The sequence below is a fragment of the Planococcus sp. MB-3u-03 genome, assembly GCF_002833405.1.
Lineage (GTDB): Bacteria > Bacillota > Bacilli > Bacillales_A > Planococcaceae > Planococcus.
Genome location: NZ_CP025135.1, coordinates 2,473,721 through 2,488,591, shown reverse-complemented (window position 1 = coordinate 2,488,591; position 14,871 = coordinate 2,473,721). Strand labels below are relative to the sequence as shown.

Genomic DNA, 14,871 nt, shown 5'->3' with positions numbered 1-14,871 from the left:
CGATTTATTTATCAATATTTTCCATAAAATCCATATAAATTGCAGTCGAACAAAGGGGGCGAAATCATGGCACCAGGAGCAATGCTCGTAATGCTGCTTCTAACCATTGCGGTCGTTTATTTCGTGATTAAAGCAATTAAGAAAACGATAGATGGCTTTAAAAAGTGAGCAATACATAAAATGTTGCGGGGATGGGAGTGAGAACAATAAAGAAGCTAATTAGTTTACTGATCATTTCATTAGTATTTTTAACAGGTTGCGGAAGGTTGGAAGGAACAGTGGCTGAAAAGACGGAAGCAAGCTTTATTCTGGAAGTCCATACAGATGATGCGCGGCAAGACGCCACAGAGGAAATCTTCCTGACCGACCATACCGAATTCAGCGGAGCCGTCAGCTCGTTCGAGGAGCTGGAAGAAGGCGATCGCGTCAAAGTGACCCCGTTTGATACCACGCCTAATATTCCTTATTTTCTTGCATCCCGAGTAACGGTTGAGTGAATGTTGGTGAAATGGACAGAAACTTATTATGTACCAAGTCCATCTCCACATGGTAATCTAGTAAAAATCAAAATTCAGTGCGACGAAGAGAACAGTAGCTGGCAAATCCTTTTCCTAGAGAGCTCCAGGGTGGTGGAACGGGGCAAAAGGATGCCAGCGAAACAAGCCTCTGAGCACCGCATCGGAACCAGGCGGGGATGATGCGGCGGGAGCTCCCGTTACAGAGCTCAGGTATAGATCCAATGTACCGAATGAGACCCATATGGCGACATATGGGCGAACAGGGGTGGCACCACGACCGGAATCTCGTCCCCAAGACAATTGTCTTGGGGGCGGGATTTTTTTATTTGCCCAAAAATTAACGGAAAGTGGTGGCGGAGATGAAAGGGATATGGAAAGACAAAGAATGGCGGGAGCCAGCTGTATTACTGACAGGCATCGGCATCGCGAACTTCGGGGCATGGGTGTATTTGATCGCCTTGAACTTGATCGTGCTCGACATGACCGGATCGGCGCTTGCAGTCGCGGGGCTTTATATCGTCAAGCCCGCTGCGACACTATTGACGAACTTTTGGTCAGGCAACGTCATCGACCGGGTCGACCAGCGCAATTTGATGATCACGCTTGATCTGTTGCGGGCAGTGCTCATCGCTTGCCTGCCGTTCGCTTCAACTTTATGGCTCATTTACGTATTCGTGCTGCTCATCAATATGGCAGGTTCGATGTTTGAACCGGCGTCGATGACGTATATCACCAAACTGATCCCCGAGAAAAACCGCCAGCGCTTTAATGCATTCCGCAGCCTGATCGACTCAGGCGCCTTTCTTATCGGTCCGGCAGTCGCTGGTGTCTTGTTCATGATGGGAACGCCGGTGACGGCCATTTATTTGAACGCAGTTGCTCTCCTCGTTTCTGCAATCATACTTAGTTTTATGCCGAAGCTTGAACAAAAGAAAGGAGACGTGAAACTTCCTGAACGTATGTCCTGGGAAATAGTCCGTGCTGACTGGAGAATCGTTATAGCCTTCAGCAAACGCTACGTTCTTGTCATGACGGTCTTCTTTTTATTCAGCTGCATGATGGTCATGGCGACGGCGATCGATTCACAGGAAGCGACCTTCTCGAAACGGGTGCTCGGCCTGACAGACGGCGAATACGGATTTCTCGTGAGTATCGCAGGATCCGGGATTATTGTTGGGGCTATCGTCAATACCGTGTTCACGAAGAAATTGACTGTCGCTGCATTGATTGGCGGTGGATCGGTGATGGTGTCGATTGGTTATCTCGTCTACGCGTTCTCGAGTTCATTCGCCGGCGCAGCGACCGGATTTTTCATCCTAGCGTTCTCGCTCGCCTTCGCCAATACCGGTTTCCACACCTTCACGCAAAACCATATCCCTGTCGACGTCATGGGCAGGACCGTCAGCGTCTATAGTCTTCTAGAAGCACTGCTCATCATCATCACGACAGCGATCATCGGTGTGGCGTCGGAACTGATTTCCGTTCAGCCAGTGGTCGTCGCTTCGACCGCCGTCATGTTCGGGATTTCGCTGTTGCTGTTGGCGGTGAGTTTCAAGCAATCCAAAGAGAGCGATGCAGCCGAATTTGCATTGGAAGGCGAAAGGCCGTCAATTTAAAAAGAGAAAGACGTGCTGGAATTTCAGCACGTCTTTCTCTTTGAAATGTTTATTATTCATTCTCTAAGTCCTCGATCAATTGTTCCATCTCCGCGATTTCCTTGCGCTGGGCTTCGATGATTTCATCCGCCAACTGTCTCACGCGCGGGTCGGAAATGTTCGCGCGTTCACTCGTCAAAATCGCAATCGAGTGGTGGGGGATCATCGCTTTCATCCAGCCGGTGTCTTCAATGAGCACTTGGCTGCGTACGAGGTAAAGCGATAAGGCGAAGATCAGCGCGCTGCCGGCAAGGATTCCGGCATTTGCTTTCTTGTTCTTGTACATCGGCCACATGAACAGCAACATGACGATCGCCATCACAGAGCCCATGATCAAAGCCATATAGAGCCGCGTTTCACTAAATGCGACATGTGCAAACTCAAAGACATTCAAATACATCAGCCAATACATAATGAAGGTAGACGTTCCGATCATGATTCCGAATTTCAAATAATTATTCATCATCTCTCTCTCCTTTATGATTTTTTGGTCGTGTGTTACTCAACAGGCGCTAATTCATCTTCTGTGACCCATTTATGGTTGGTCACTTCTTCTTCAGTATCGGTTGTTGTGAAATCAATCATGTAAACAGTCGTCTGTTCGGCAGAATCGATGGTTGCAGAAGCGCCGTCCATGCCTTCCATGTGGTCGGCATCGAGCACGACTTCATCTCCCGCTGCGTAAGGTTCTTCAGGTGCATCTTCTAATTCTTCGTGGATCACCCATTTGTGGTCTTCGACAGGATCGCCACCGCCCTCAGGCGTATAGCTCACCGCGTACACAGTCGTATCATATGCGCCGGCGATGGTTGCTTCAGCACCTTGCATACCGCTCATATGATCTGTCTCGATAATGGCTTGTCCTCCGACTTCATATGTTGGATTTTGTGCTTCCTGCAAATCGTCCGGAACTTCGCCGGAACCGGAATGATCCATCATATGGCATCTTCATCGTCCATATTTTCATCCATTTGGTCGTTCATCTCATCGAATTCTCTCCCATGTTCTCGTCCATTTGCTCATCCATATCCATCGGTGCATCGGAAGGCGACGGATCTGGGTTGCACGCCGATAGCGCCAAAGCAGCCACAATCGACATCGCACCCATCATCATCTTGTCTTTAATCATTTTCTACCCCTCTTTTCTTAGTTGTATGCTTCCTGGAATTAAATACTAACAACGAGCAGCTTCTATTTTCTGTCTGATAGACATGGAGCAAAACTGCGGAGACTCCCGTGGGAAAGCGAGACAGCCGAGACCCCGCAAGGAGCAAAGCGACTGAGGAGGCTTGGCGCTCGCCCACAGGAAAGCGTAGCGGTTTTGCGGAATGTCAACGGAAGAAAATATGAAACACGCCCTATATGGTTAAGCTACCCCGAAGTTCTGCATAAAGTGTGCAGGAAACGTGACAATTTATCTTTCTGGAAATTAATTAAGTTTTATGTGGCAGAAGCAAGCAGCTTTTCCCGGATATGCACAAAAACTCGAAACTTATCCGGTATAGTAGAATGAATTGCTATATATAAAGGAATAATACGTTCAATCCAGAAACTTTTATAAACGATGAAACTTAAATTGATGAAATGATTCTGCTTTTGATACAAACTACAACATCATATTAAGTTCAAAATATGGAGCAAAACTGCGGAGACTCCCGTGGGAAAGCGAGACAGCCGAGACCCCGCAAGGCGCGGAGCGACTGAGGAGGCTCGGCGCTCGCCCACAGGAAATGAATAAGCGAAGAGAAGCTGAGCTTATTCATTTGCGATGCTCGAACAAAGTGAGAGTTGAGCAAAGCTTTTCGGAGCGGTTTTGCGGAATATACGGTATCATTTTGTGAAAAAAAGAGTCGCTGAAAGAGGGAGTATATGTTCAATCGACTGGCATTAAAAATCGGCCTATTATTTTTCTTCTTCATCGTCAGCATCGAATTGTTCTTGTTTTCGACGCTCTACATCACCTATGTCAACGAACGCGTCGATGAAGTGATGACAAACTTGCTCGCGAGGGGCAATACCCATAGCGAAGTGCTCGAAGACAGCTTCAACGAAACGACCTTGTCCCACGTCGCGATGATGGAATCGTCCTCGGACTTCATTGTCATCATCACGGATGAAACCGGCAATGAATTGACCCATTCCGACCGGATCGAACCGGAAATGCTCGACGTGCTCGGCCATACCGATATCGAACAGATTCCGGAACAAGGCGAAATCCTTGAAGACAATTGGCGCGACGAGCGCTTTATCGCGACCGACAGCCCGATCACCATCGGCGGCGAGCACCGCGGCCATGTCTTTATGTTCGCGGAAACGAATCATATTAAAGAAATGGTCGACCGCATGAGAAATCAATTCATTCTCGGCGGCTTGATCTCGGTGCTGTTGACGGTCATCACCATTTTCCTATTGTCGCGCTTTATCACCTTGCCGCTCATTCGCATGAAAGAAGCGACCGAGAAACTGGGCAAAGGCCAAAGCGAAGTGGCGCTTCATATCGAACGCAACGATGAGCTCGGTGAACTGGCGAATGCCATCACCCATCTATCCGATGATTTGGACCGGCTCAAGCAAGAACGCAACGATTTTCTTGCGAGCATCTCCCATGAACTGCGCACGCCGCTCACCTATGTGAAAGGCTACGCCGATATCGCGAGCCGCCCTGGGCTGACGGAACAAGAGCGGGATGAATACCTCGCGATCATCCGCGAGGAAACCGGCCATTTGACGAAGCTCATCAAGCAACTATTCGAACTGGCACAGCTCGACCACAATCAATTTACGATCCAGAAAGAACAAGTGCAGATCGATGCGCTATGCCATTCGGTCGCAGCGCTCGTGCGCCCGGCATTCAATGACAAGAACATCACGATTTCAGTCGAATGCGATCCGGAAATCACCGCGTGGATCGACCCGGCGCGTTTCCAGCAAGTCTTGCTGAATATCCTCGACAATGCGCGCAAGCATTCCGAGCCGAACACTACGTTGACCTTGCAAGGGCGTCAAGACCAGGAATCCATCACACTGAGCGTGACCGATGCGGGCGAAGGCATTCCGCAAAAAGACTTGCCGTTTGTCTTCGACCGCCTGTACCGCGTAGACAAATCCAGATCCCGTCAGTTTGGCGGCAGCGGTCTTGGACTCGCAATCGCCAAGGAGCTGGTCGAATCGCACGGCGGCCACATCACCATCGATTCTACGCCGAAGTTGGGAACGACGGTCACCATTACATTGAAAAGGGGGGACGGGCGTGCATAAAATTTTATTGATCGACGACGAGCAGCGCATGCTCGATTTATTGTCCTTGTATTTAACGCCCCATCAGTATCAATGCACAAAAGCGCAAGGACCGCGGGAAGCTTTGCGTTATTTGGAAACGCAGGCGTTCGATATCGTCTTGCTCGACATCATGATGCCCGAGATGAGCGGTTTTGAGCTATGCGCCAAAATCCGCAGTTTTTCCGATGTGCCGATCATCATGCTGACGGCGCGCGAGCAGCAGGAAGACATCGTCAAAGGGCTCAAGCTCGGCGCGGATGATTACATCACCAAGCCATTTAATGAAGAAGAATTGCTCGCCCGCATCGAAGCGCTGCTCAGGCGGCAGGCGCCGAAAAACATTATCGAAGTGGGCGGTTTGAAATGGAACGAAGAACGCTTTGAACTGAGCTATTTGGGTACGCCGATCAAACTGACGCCGAAAGAATTCTTCATGGTCGGGCAATTAGTGAAAAACCCGGGCAAAGTGTTTTCGCGCGACCAATTGATTTTGCTCATCTGGGGCTATGACTCGGAAACAGAAGGGCGCACGATCGATTCGCACGTCCGCAACGTCCGGGAGAAAATCCGCCAATCCGGCTTTCCGGTCGACAAGCATTTCCTGACCGTTTGGGGCGTCGGCTATAAATGGTTGAACGAAGCCGAATAAACGCACAAAAGAGCCAGCGGGAAACGTTCCAGCTGGCTCTCTCTGTCTTATGCGATTGAACGGCAAGCTTCCGCGCATTTATGGCAAGCTTCTGCACAGCGTTTGCAATGATCGTGCATATCGGCGTGTTTCTGGCATTCGTCGCCGCAAGTCTGGCAGATTTCTGCACATACTTTAGCCAGTTGGGAAACGAACGGTGAATTGCGGGTAATCGCTTGTTCCAGATACGCGCACATATCTGCGCATTCCCGGTCCAACCGGATGCATTCCGCCATCATCTTGACATCGTCTTCCTGTAAGCAAGCATCGAAGCAATGGTTGCACGCTGCCATGCAATCGTGCAGCGTTTCGAGCAATTGCTGGTGTTGTTCTTGAGCCATTCCAAAAACCTCCTCATTAGATTTAAGTTGTCAGTAAGGAAATTTCCCGCTTGAACTGGAAGTAAACGGAATGTGCCGAACTCCACGGAAATTCCATAGAAACTGCACAAATTCCGGATAGGGCATGCTTGGCGGTTCTCGATAATTTCTCGATAATTGAAGCTTATAATGTAGTCAAGAGAACCGAAAAACGATCCGAGAGGTGAAAGCTAATGGCAAAACATGACGAAACGAAACCGCATGCAGACGATCATTCACCAGGTACAGGCCATCATGGCATGCATGAAGGCGATTCGACCGTGCAGGAAGAGCATGTGCACACAGAACATGAGCATAACGGACATGACTCGGAAGATCACGGAGGCGGACACGGCCATCACGGGCACGGTGGACATGAAGACATGGTGGAGGATTTCAAGAAGCGCTTTTTCATCTCGCTGATCCTGACCCTCCCGATCCTTGCGATTTCACCGATGATCCAGCATTTCATGGGCGTCGATTGGCGCTTTGACAACGATATGTATGTGTTGTTTGCCTTGTCGACAATCGTCTTTTTCTATGGCGGCTGGCCGTTTCTTGTGGGCGGCATCGCTGAACTGAAAGACAAAGCGCCAGGCATGATGACCTTGATTGCGCTCGCGATCACCATCGCCTACAGCTATAGCACCGTCGTCGTGTTCGGCTGGGACGGCAATCAGCTGTACTGGGAGCTCGCGACATTGGTCGTCATCATGCTGCTTGGGCATTGGATTGAAATGCGCTCCATTATGGGGGCGTCGAACGCGCTCGAACAGCTCGTCAAATTGATGCCCAATGAAGCGCATCGCTTGGATGACGATAAACAAGTCGAAGATGTGCCTTTGTCCGAAATCCGCAACAAGGACTGGGTATTGGTCAAGCCGGGCGAGAAGATTCCAGTCGATGGTGTCATCGTCGAAGGCCGTTCCGCAGTCGATGAATCGATGCTGACGGGTGAATCGATCCCGATTGAAAAAGAAGACGGCGATGCGGTCATCGGCGGATCGGTCAATAAAGAGGGTTCGCTCGTCGTGGAAGTCGAGAAGACCGGGGAAGATTCGTATTTGTCCCAAGTCATCACGATGGTCAAGGAAGCCCAGGAATCAAAATCCAGAACGCAGGATTTAACGAACCGTGCCGCGAAATGGCTGTTTTATTTGGCGCTCGTCGCCGGATTCGTTACGCTGTTTGCCTGGCTTGCACTCGGCTACTCGTTTGATATCGCCATCGAACGCATGGTGACGGTCATGGTCATCACCTGCCCGCACGCACTTGGTCTTGCAGCACCGCTCGTCGTCGCGGTATCGACATCGATTTCAGCGAAGCAAGGCTTATTGATCCGCAACCGTGCCGATTTCGAAGGGGCGCGCAATTTGAACGCCGTCGTCTTCGATAAAACAGGAACCCTGACGAAGGGCGAGTTTGGGGTCACCGACATCGTCGCCAGCGAAGGCTACAGCGAAGAACAAGTGTTGCAGCTCGCCGCAGCGATCGAGCAGAACTCGGAACACCCGATTGCGACGGGGATCGTCCAATCAGCAAAAGAACGCAACTTGACGATCGGCAAAGTCACCGATTTCGAATCAATCACCGGCAAAGGCATACAAGGCCAAGTAGACGGCATGAAAGTCAACGCCGTCAGCCCTGGTTATATCAAAGGCGAAAACCTGCCATATGATGAACACGTCTTTAACGCTTTGTCGGAAGAAGGCAAAACAGTTGTTTTCGTTCTGGCGGATGACAAGCTCGCCGGCATGATCGCGCTTGCTGATATGGTGCGCGACACAGCAAAACAAGCGGTCGCGGCTTTGAAGGAAAAAGGCATCCACTCGATCATGCTGACAGGCGACAACCAAAAAGTCGCCAACTGGGTCGCCGCGCAACTTGGCATCGAGGAAGTATACGCCGAAGTGCTGCCGGACGACAAAGCGAACCAAATCAAGAAAATCAAAGACAAAGGCTGGCGCGTCGCCATGACCGGAGACGGCGTAAACGATGCCCCCGCACTCGCAACCGCCGACCTCGGCATCGCAATCGGCGCCGGGACAGATGTTGCGATGGAAACAGCAGACGTCGTCCTCGTCAAAAGCAATCCGAACGATGTTGTCGCGCTCATCGATTTGTCGAAAAAGACCTACCGCAAAATGGTCCAGAACTTGTGGTGGGCGACCGGCTATAATATTTTCGCCATCCCGCTCGCTGCCGGCGTCCTGGCACCGTGGGGCATCATCGTCAGCCCGGCAGTCGGTGCCGTGTTCATGAGCTTGAGTACGGTCATCGTCGCGATCAATGCGAAATTACTGAAGGCTTAAAATGAATAGCCATAAAAAAACAGAGCGTCTACTCAATTTGAGTGGACGCTCTGTTTCTGTTGATATGTAAAAGAGATAGGAAATGTATAAAGAAAAATATATAGTAAAGCTAATAAGACCTGGCCGATTGCCAAAGTCGGAACGAACGATGGAATGGAACTCAAAAAACTAGCGATGCGAGCTGCTGAACAGTACGCACACATCCTTAATATAGAAGCGGTCATGCTGGTGGGATCGGTATCGAGGGATTGGCAAGACGAATTTTCGGATATTGAATTGCTCATCTTTTGGAGGCAAGCGCCATCCGACGAAGAGCGTCAACAAATCATCCGTCAACTGGGCGGAGAACTATTGGAATTTCATCCATATGAAGAGGAGGAATGGGCGGAAACCTACACAGTGGACGGCGTGAAATTAGAAATCAGCAGTTTCCTAACCGAGACGATCCGCCAAACCATCCATCAAGTGACCCGAGAACTCGACGTCGATCCGGACAAGCAATGCATTGTCGCAGCTGTCCAATACGGCATTCCGCTCTATGGGGATGCGGCGATTGAGCAGCTGAAAAAACAAGTCGAGCATTATCCGCTTGAATTGCAAGAAGCGGGGATTAATTATTATAGCGACTTCGGAAGCCGTTGGAACAACCGGGAAGCACTCGTTCATCGGAAGGATTGGCTCATGTTCTACAAAGTGGTCGTTTCCGTCCAAACGAATATCATGGGCCTGCTGTTCGGCTTGAATCGCCAATTCATTCCCCATCCGGCATTCAAATGGCAGCGCTCATTGGAGAAATCTTCGGGCTGATCCGTCAAGAACTCCCACATATCGACCTTTCTGAAGCAACCCGCAAAGCGTCGTTTGTCAGGCCAAAGATTTGAACGAACGCGTGATTTCCCTTTTTCGCAATAGCTCGTCAAACAAGAAAAACACCACAGCTACGAATAATGCAAAAAACATGAGCGGTCCGAGGAACAAGTAAGAAAACACGGCGAACCCCACATGGATCAGAAAAGCGAGCGGAAAGCGATAGCGTTTCACATCGGAAGTGGCGAAATCGGAAAGCAAGGAAACAGGAACACCGTAAACCACGGATCCAAACAAGAAAATCAAGAACAAGGAAGCAAGAAAATATACATCTGCAAAGTCAATGCCATTGTAAGTAGTGACCGTGCAGCTATCCAGAAGCAGCGCAATGGCAATTGGAAAAAGTGAAGCGTAGAAAGCTGCTTTGATTTTTCGGAATACCGTACTCTTGGTAGATAGGTATTTGTTAATCGTTAGAAAGAACATCAAGATGATCACGCTGAAGGCGATTTTCAGTCCGGTTGCTATGAAACTGGTCCATATAACAAACGCCAGAATAATAAGGACAGGTATATATAATAGATATTTGTACAAGTGGATTCCCCCTACTTGTATTGTACCAAGCCAAAGTCTATGGAACTATGCAAAATGAAAACAAGATGGGAAGAGCGTAAATAAGGAAAAGGGACAAAGCGGCTGCTTTGTCCCTTTTTTTAACGCTCGACGGCGTGCATCAGAATACCACACCGTCCAGGCTCAAACCCCAGCAGCAATCACCGGTTCCATCGCTTCATACTGCGGCTTTTTGTTCTGCTCGCCGCATCCTGCAAGCAATAACACACCGGCCAGAAACAGCACAAACAATTGGCGCTTCATCGGAACCCCTCCTCAAATTTTATGTAACGAGCTGAAAAGGGAGGGTGAATCGAATTGCATAACTGCCGCCTGGCGTTAGGCATAGGTGTTCTCGTAAGTAGTTGATTCCATTATACCATTCAAGATGACAAAAAACTGCCTCTTTGTACTGAATAATCAGTGAAAATAAGTTACACTAGAATTAACCATATTTTCAATATTATTAGCCTGGGGGCGTCGTTCGGGGCATTGGTCGGAATCGTGTTCGCGAAGCGCTTTCCATCCAAAGTGAAAAGCCTGACGATATCTGGCGTCACGGCAGAAAAGCCGGATAACTGGGCGCAATTGCGTGAACAGGAAACGCGTAACCAACAACAGATTTTCCAATACGAGGAAACGAATGCGTATTTTGACCAACTGCATAAAGGCGATTGGCGGAAGCTTATCGAAATGAGGCAGCGTGAAGAATGGTATCCATTCGAAGAAACGAACGATTTGTCCGGCATTCATGCACCGATCCTCTACATCGCAGGAGAAGGCAACCCGAACGAAACGAAAGGCGTCTTGTATTACCCCAACAAGCATGAAAATGTCCGCGTATCGGTCATTCCCTTCGCATCCCATTTGGTTCATGCCGAACAAGCGGAATTGCATGCGAAAACACTTGAATTGTTCCTAAGCCACGTCGACTAATCACGAGAGGGGCTCGTATCTCATGAAAAAACTCGGATCACTTTTGGCCATAATGATCATCCTTAGCGGCTGTTCGGAAGGCGACCGTTACAACTTCAAAGGAAGCGGCGACAATTGGGATGTCTTCTATACGGTCGACGTCACTTCACAAGACAGCAAGGAAGCGACCGGGAAAATCGTCTACACCGGCGAAGAGCCGCCTCCTGAAACCATCATCTATTCAATTGAATCGACTGCCGGTGCATCGAGTGGAAATGTCTTGGTCGATGAAGGTGAAGTGCTGGTCGGGAAGAGCGCCTGCGAAGGCTGTGCGGTCATTCAACAAGATGAGGAGTTGGATGTGGAGATCAAATGGGACGGGCAAGTCGAGGAATTCGCGTTGACCACGGAATAAAAAAGTTCAGGGATTTTAAGCATAGAGCCTGACGGAGGAGAGTAACCGATGAACACGACAAGAAGCCATGGCTTTCAATTTCTGAACTTTCTATTTATGGAGGAACATGAGATCCATCAGTTTGAGACAATTGCAGGTTCATTTGCAGTCATTAAATGCGGCGGCAAAAATTCGATGGTCTACAATAAATGGCGCGAGCAATGGGAACTGCCGGCTGGCAGGAGAGAAGGCGGAGAGACATCGAAGCAATGTGCCGTAAGGGAATTGTATGAAGAATCCGGCCAGGTGATTGAGGACTTGGAATTCAAAGGCTTGCTCAAACTACAGCATACTGAAATTAGGGAAATCAAATACAATCCTGTTTTTCTTGGAACGGTAGAGAAGTTACAGCCCTTTCTGCCAAACGACGAAACGACGGAAATGAAGTTATGGGATACAAAAGAGGACATCGGGGTCCTGGATGAGATGGATATTAAAATTCTCGATTATATTTAAGGCATTAAAGTGTTAGGGGGGGAATCTGTGGGAGACATTAAAAAAGTTTGGCAAGGCGCAGCTGGAGTAGTGATCGACCAAGGTAAAATCCTCATGGTGAAATCGAAGGCATCCGGTAAATGGAGCATCCCGTCCGGAGAAATCGAAATGGGCGAATCCCCGCAACAAGCATGCGTGAGGGAAGTGTGGGAAGAAACCGGCTTTCTCATTGAGGTGAAGCAACAGCTTCATACGAAAAATGTGCAAATCGGCAATTACGAAGTCACCAGCCATTATTTTCTGTGCGAAGTCATCTCAGGCGATATTTGTTTCCAGGACCCGGATAATGAAATCGACGAAATTACGTGGAAAACAGAAGCCGAACTGAAAGAACTGCTTCACGATTACCCGGAAGACCAAGAACACCTCATTGCGTTCATGAATCGCGCGGCGGCTATCCAGTAATTCATTTTCACAAACCATACGAACGGAGTTGTGCATGTGAACAGAGTAGCGGTCATCACGGTCGGCAAAACCCATAGCGGCAAAACGACATTCGCCAAAGCGCTTGAGCGACAGCTAACCAATGCCATCGTCGTCGATCAGGACAATCATGCAGAAATCCTGCAAAACTATTATCCGGCGCTCGTCCCGAAAGAGGGGGCGAATGCAATCAAGTATGCCCTGACACAGACGATTGTTGATCATGCGGTCGACCAAACCGATTGCCACATCATTTTGTGCAACGCCAATCGCAACTTGAAAGGCCGCTTGAAGCTGCTGGATTTTTATCGATTGAAAGGCTTTACGACTATCTTAGTGAACTTTGACATGGCAGACGAGGTATTGAAAACGAGAATCGATCAGTCCCGGCGTGCCATCGCAATCTTGCGCACCGTTTCTTCATTTAAGGATGTCCTCAAGCGTCAACAAATGGAATCTGTCGGTAACCCCGGCGTCACTCCAACGCCGGACGAAGCGGATTATCTGTTTAGCGTAGCAAATGAACAGCAAGTGGAAGCCGCCATTTCCGACATCACAATAATAGCTTCTAGGGGGAGTGACTCGTGAGAAAACTGCAAGTGATCGGCATGCTCCTGGTCATGATAGTTATCTTATCGGCGTGCCAGAACGGACTGCTTAACGCCGAACAACAATCAGCCGAAAAGATCGTCTTGTACCAAATGCAGAGTTTCGGGCAAGTGATGGAAAACTCACGACTCGAAGTGACGGATGAACAAACGATCGAGTTATTTGCAGAAGCCATTTCGCGTGCGGATAAAGTCTCAGGAATCGCAGACGTAGCGGATCCGAATTTCAAAGTGGAGTTTGGTGAAAAGGAATTCTATTTATGGGTATCGGCAGATCATGGGTCCGCTATGGATGAAGCAGACACCCATACACTCTACAGCTTGGATGAACAGCATGCCGAGCAACTTTACAGCTTTCTTTCATCCGAAAATCTGCTTGATTGAATGGACAAAGATAGAGGAGGCGGTTGCATGAAGAAGTTTTTCTTATCGGTCGTGGGCGGTATCGTCTTAGGGCTCATTCTATCGTTCACTTTCATGGACTATGAGAGCAGTTGGACACACCACACCCAAAGGGCTGGCGTCGACCAAGTGGTGGAAGAGATGGATTTCGATTTTGTCTTCATTGCCTCGCTGCCAGTTATTGGGATTTCCATATTGATTTTTGCCGTTTGGAGTTTCATTGAAAAGAAGAAGGATGAAAAGTTTGTCAGAGACTTTCAGAATGAAAAAAACCGAGAAAACTAAATACATTTCAGAGAGTTAGATAAGTTTATAGTCTACTAGATGAAAAAAGGGGACTTTATTTTTACATTTAAAAATGAATGGACTGTCCAAGTATTTGGAGAAGTGTTCGCTCGACTCCTGTGGGACTAGCGGGTTTGAGAGACCCCGCAGGAACGCAGTGACGAGGAGGCTCGATTCCCGCCCCACGGAAAGCGAGCGATAAGCTTCGGAAAATACGGTCTCTCAAGTTTCTCGACAACCTGAAATACACTCCCACGGCATCTCACAGAAGATGCTTTTTTTAATGCCGTTATTTTTCTGCCTAAAAGGGGATACAAGGAAAAGCAGTTGAATTCGTTAGCGATATTAAAGGAGGACAATCATATGGACAAACCAATCAAAGCGTTCATCTTCGATGTGTACGGCACATTATTCGACGTCATCGCCATCAAAGAGCAATGCGAGGACGTATTTCCGGGGCACGGCGAAGCAATCAGCCAGACGTGGCGCACGAAGCAAGTCGAATATTTCATGATGCGCCAGCTCATGGGCAAATATGACACCTTGTACGCCGTCACCCGAAGCGCTCTGAAATACGCACTTGAAGACGAGGGGCTCGAATCGACAGATGATATCGAAGAGCAATTGATGGACGCCTATTTGCATTTGCCGCTCTACGAAGAATCGGAAGCGGTATTGCAACAGCTGCAGGATCACCAACTCGTCGTGTTCTCGAACGGCTCGCACAATATGCTCGACCCTTTGATCGAAAACGCAGGAATAAAAGACTTGCTCGACAAAGCCGTCAGCGTCGATGAAATCAAGCAGTTCAAGCCGGCACCGGCAGCTTATCAATACGTATTGGACCAATTGAACATCGAGCGCGACGAAATCCTGTTCATGTCATCAAATGGCTGGGACATCTCGGGAGCGAAAAATTTCGGCTTCCGCACCGCGTGGATCAACCGCAAAGAAGCGCCGATCGAACAGCTCGGCCTGGAGCCGGATTATGTATTTTCGGACTTGAATGGCTTGTTGAAATGGAAATAGAACGGTCAAAAAGATTAAAGCTTATTATTC

19 protein-coding genes and 1 other annotated feature are annotated in these 14,871 nt (G+C 48.8%); of the genes, 14 read left to right on the top strand and 5 right to left on the bottom strand.

All coding sequences use genetic code 11. From position 1 onward, the window contains the following. Window positions 1-266 precede the first annotated feature (266 nt). On the top strand, window positions 267-497 hold the full coding sequence (locus tag CW734_RS13760; protein WP_101191109.1) for a hypothetical protein: 231 nt from the start codon (window positions 267-269) through the stop codon (window positions 495-497). 73 nt (window positions 498-570) lie between these two features. After that, window positions 571-814: a binding site (T-box leader), on the top strand. A 63-nt stretch (window positions 815-877) separates the two neighbouring features. Further along, window positions 878-2,134 (top strand): MFS transporter, encoded by a 1,257-nt coding sequence (locus CW734_RS13750; RefSeq protein ID WP_101191107.1) that lies wholly within the window; start codon window positions 878-880, stop codon window positions 2,132-2,134. 52 nt (window positions 2,135-2,186) lie between these two features. On the opposite strand, the gene CW734_RS13745 is transcribed toward CW734_RS13750, so the two are convergent. The 3 genes from CW734_RS13745 to CW734_RS18375 are packed head-to-tail and all read right to left on the bottom strand — an operon-like array spanning window position 2,187 to window position 3,302. Next, window positions 2,187-2,636 carry a DUF305 domain-containing protein gene (locus CW734_RS13745; protein ID WP_101191105.1) on the bottom strand — a complete coding sequence of 150 codons (450 nt, stop codon included), beginning with the start codon at window positions 2,634-2,636 and terminating at the stop codon, window positions 2,187-2,189. A gap of 35 nt (window positions 2,637-2,671) precedes the next feature. Then, the gene (locus CW734_RS13740; RefSeq protein WP_101191103.1) at window positions 2,672-3,112 is read right to left on the bottom strand and encodes a YdhK family protein; all 441 of its coding nucleotides are present in this window, start codon (window positions 3,110-3,112) and stop codon (window positions 2,672-2,674) included. A 40-nt stretch (window positions 3,113-3,152) separates the two neighbouring features. Next, window positions 3,153-3,302, bottom strand: a complete 150-nt coding sequence (locus CW734_RS18375; RefSeq protein WP_157824169.1) for a hypothetical protein — start codon at window positions 3,300-3,302, stop codon at window positions 3,153-3,155. Window positions 3,303-4,042: 740 nt separating this feature from the next. On the opposite strand from CW734_RS18375, the gene CW734_RS13735 reads away from it, so the two are divergent. Continuing rightward, on the top strand, window positions 4,043-5,431 hold the full coding sequence (locus CW734_RS13735) for a sensor histidine kinase (protein WP_101191101.1): 1,389 nt from the start codon (window positions 4,043-4,045) through the stop codon (window positions 5,429-5,431). Next, a complete protein-coding gene (locus CW734_RS13730; RefSeq protein WP_101191099.1) occupies window positions 5,424-6,101 on the top strand; it encodes a response regulator transcription factor in 678 nt (225 codons plus the stop codon). The genes CW734_RS13735 and CW734_RS13730 overlap by 8 nt, the downstream gene beginning before the upstream one ends. 47 nt (window positions 6,102-6,148) lie before the next feature. On the opposite strand, the gene CW734_RS13725 is transcribed toward CW734_RS13730, so the two are convergent. Beyond that, window positions 6,149-6,481 (bottom strand): four-helix bundle copper-binding protein, encoded by a 333-nt coding sequence (locus CW734_RS13725; protein ID WP_101191097.1) that lies wholly within the window; start codon window positions 6,479-6,481, stop codon window positions 6,149-6,151. 212 nt (window positions 6,482-6,693) lie between these two features. On the opposite strand from CW734_RS13725, the gene CW734_RS13720 reads away from it, so the two are divergent. Next, a complete protein-coding gene (locus CW734_RS13720; protein WP_374703201.1) occupies window positions 6,694-8,811 on the top strand; it encodes a heavy metal translocating P-type ATPase in 2,118 nt (705 codons plus the stop codon). 153 nt (window positions 8,812-8,964) lie between these two features. Next, complete coding sequence (locus CW734_RS13715) at window positions 8,965-9,618, top strand: DUF4037 domain-containing protein (RefSeq protein ID WP_101191095.1); 654 nt, start codon at window positions 8,965-8,967, stop codon at window positions 9,616-9,618. Window positions 9,619-9,675: 57 nt separating this feature from the next. Here CW734_RS13715 and CW734_RS13710 read toward each other — a convergent pair whose 3' ends face one another. After that, window positions 9,676-10,212 carry a hypothetical protein gene (locus CW734_RS13710; RefSeq protein ID WP_101191093.1) on the bottom strand — a complete coding sequence of 179 codons (537 nt, stop codon included), beginning with the start codon at window positions 10,210-10,212 and terminating at the stop codon, window positions 9,676-9,678. Between the two features lie 510 nt (window positions 10,213-10,722). On the opposite strand from CW734_RS13710, the gene CW734_RS13705 reads away from it, so the two are divergent. The 8 genes from CW734_RS13705 (at window position 10,723) to CW734_RS13670 (ending at window position 14,841) form a co-directional block, all read left to right on the top strand. Continuing rightward, window positions 10,723-11,166, top strand: a complete 444-nt coding sequence (locus tag CW734_RS13705) for an alpha/beta fold hydrolase (protein ID WP_101191091.1) — start codon at window positions 10,723-10,725, stop codon at window positions 11,164-11,166. Between the two features lie 22 nt (window positions 11,167-11,188). Next, window positions 11,189-11,560: a hypothetical protein gene (locus CW734_RS13700; protein ID WP_101191089.1), complete on the top strand. Its 372-nt coding sequence runs from the start codon at window positions 11,189-11,191 to the stop codon at window positions 11,558-11,560. 48 nt (window positions 11,561-11,608) lie between these two features. After that, window positions 11,609-12,055, top strand: coding sequence for an NUDIX domain-containing protein (locus CW734_RS13695; RefSeq protein WP_101191087.1), 447 nt, complete (start codon window positions 11,609-11,611; stop codon window positions 12,053-12,055). Between the two features lie 27 nt (window positions 12,056-12,082). Continuing rightward, window positions 12,083-12,499 (top strand): NUDIX hydrolase, encoded by a 417-nt coding sequence (locus tag CW734_RS13690; protein WP_101191086.1) that lies wholly within the window; start codon window positions 12,083-12,085, stop codon window positions 12,497-12,499. A gap of 36 nt (window positions 12,500-12,535) precedes the next feature. Continuing rightward, the gene (locus tag CW734_RS13685) at window positions 12,536-13,105 is read left to right on the top strand and encodes an AAA family ATPase (RefSeq protein WP_101191084.1); all 570 of its coding nucleotides are present in this window, start codon (window positions 12,536-12,538) and stop codon (window positions 13,103-13,105) included. Continuing rightward, window positions 13,102-13,509 carry a YhfM domain-containing protein gene (locus CW734_RS13680; RefSeq protein ID WP_101191081.1) on the top strand — a complete coding sequence of 136 codons (408 nt, stop codon included), beginning with the start codon at window positions 13,102-13,104 and terminating at the stop codon, window positions 13,507-13,509. The genes CW734_RS13685 and CW734_RS13680 overlap by 4 nt, the downstream gene beginning before the upstream one ends. Before the next feature lie 27 nt (window positions 13,510-13,536). Further along, window positions 13,537-13,812: a hypothetical protein gene (locus CW734_RS13675; RefSeq protein WP_101191079.1), complete on the top strand. Its 276-nt coding sequence runs from the start codon at window positions 13,537-13,539 to the stop codon at window positions 13,810-13,812. Window positions 13,813-14,175: 363 nt separating this feature from the next. Next, window positions 14,176-14,841 (top strand): haloacid dehalogenase type II, encoded by a 666-nt coding sequence (locus tag CW734_RS13670; RefSeq protein ID WP_101191077.1) that lies wholly within the window; start codon window positions 14,176-14,178, stop codon window positions 14,839-14,841. Window positions 14,842-14,871: the final 30 nt, after the last annotated feature.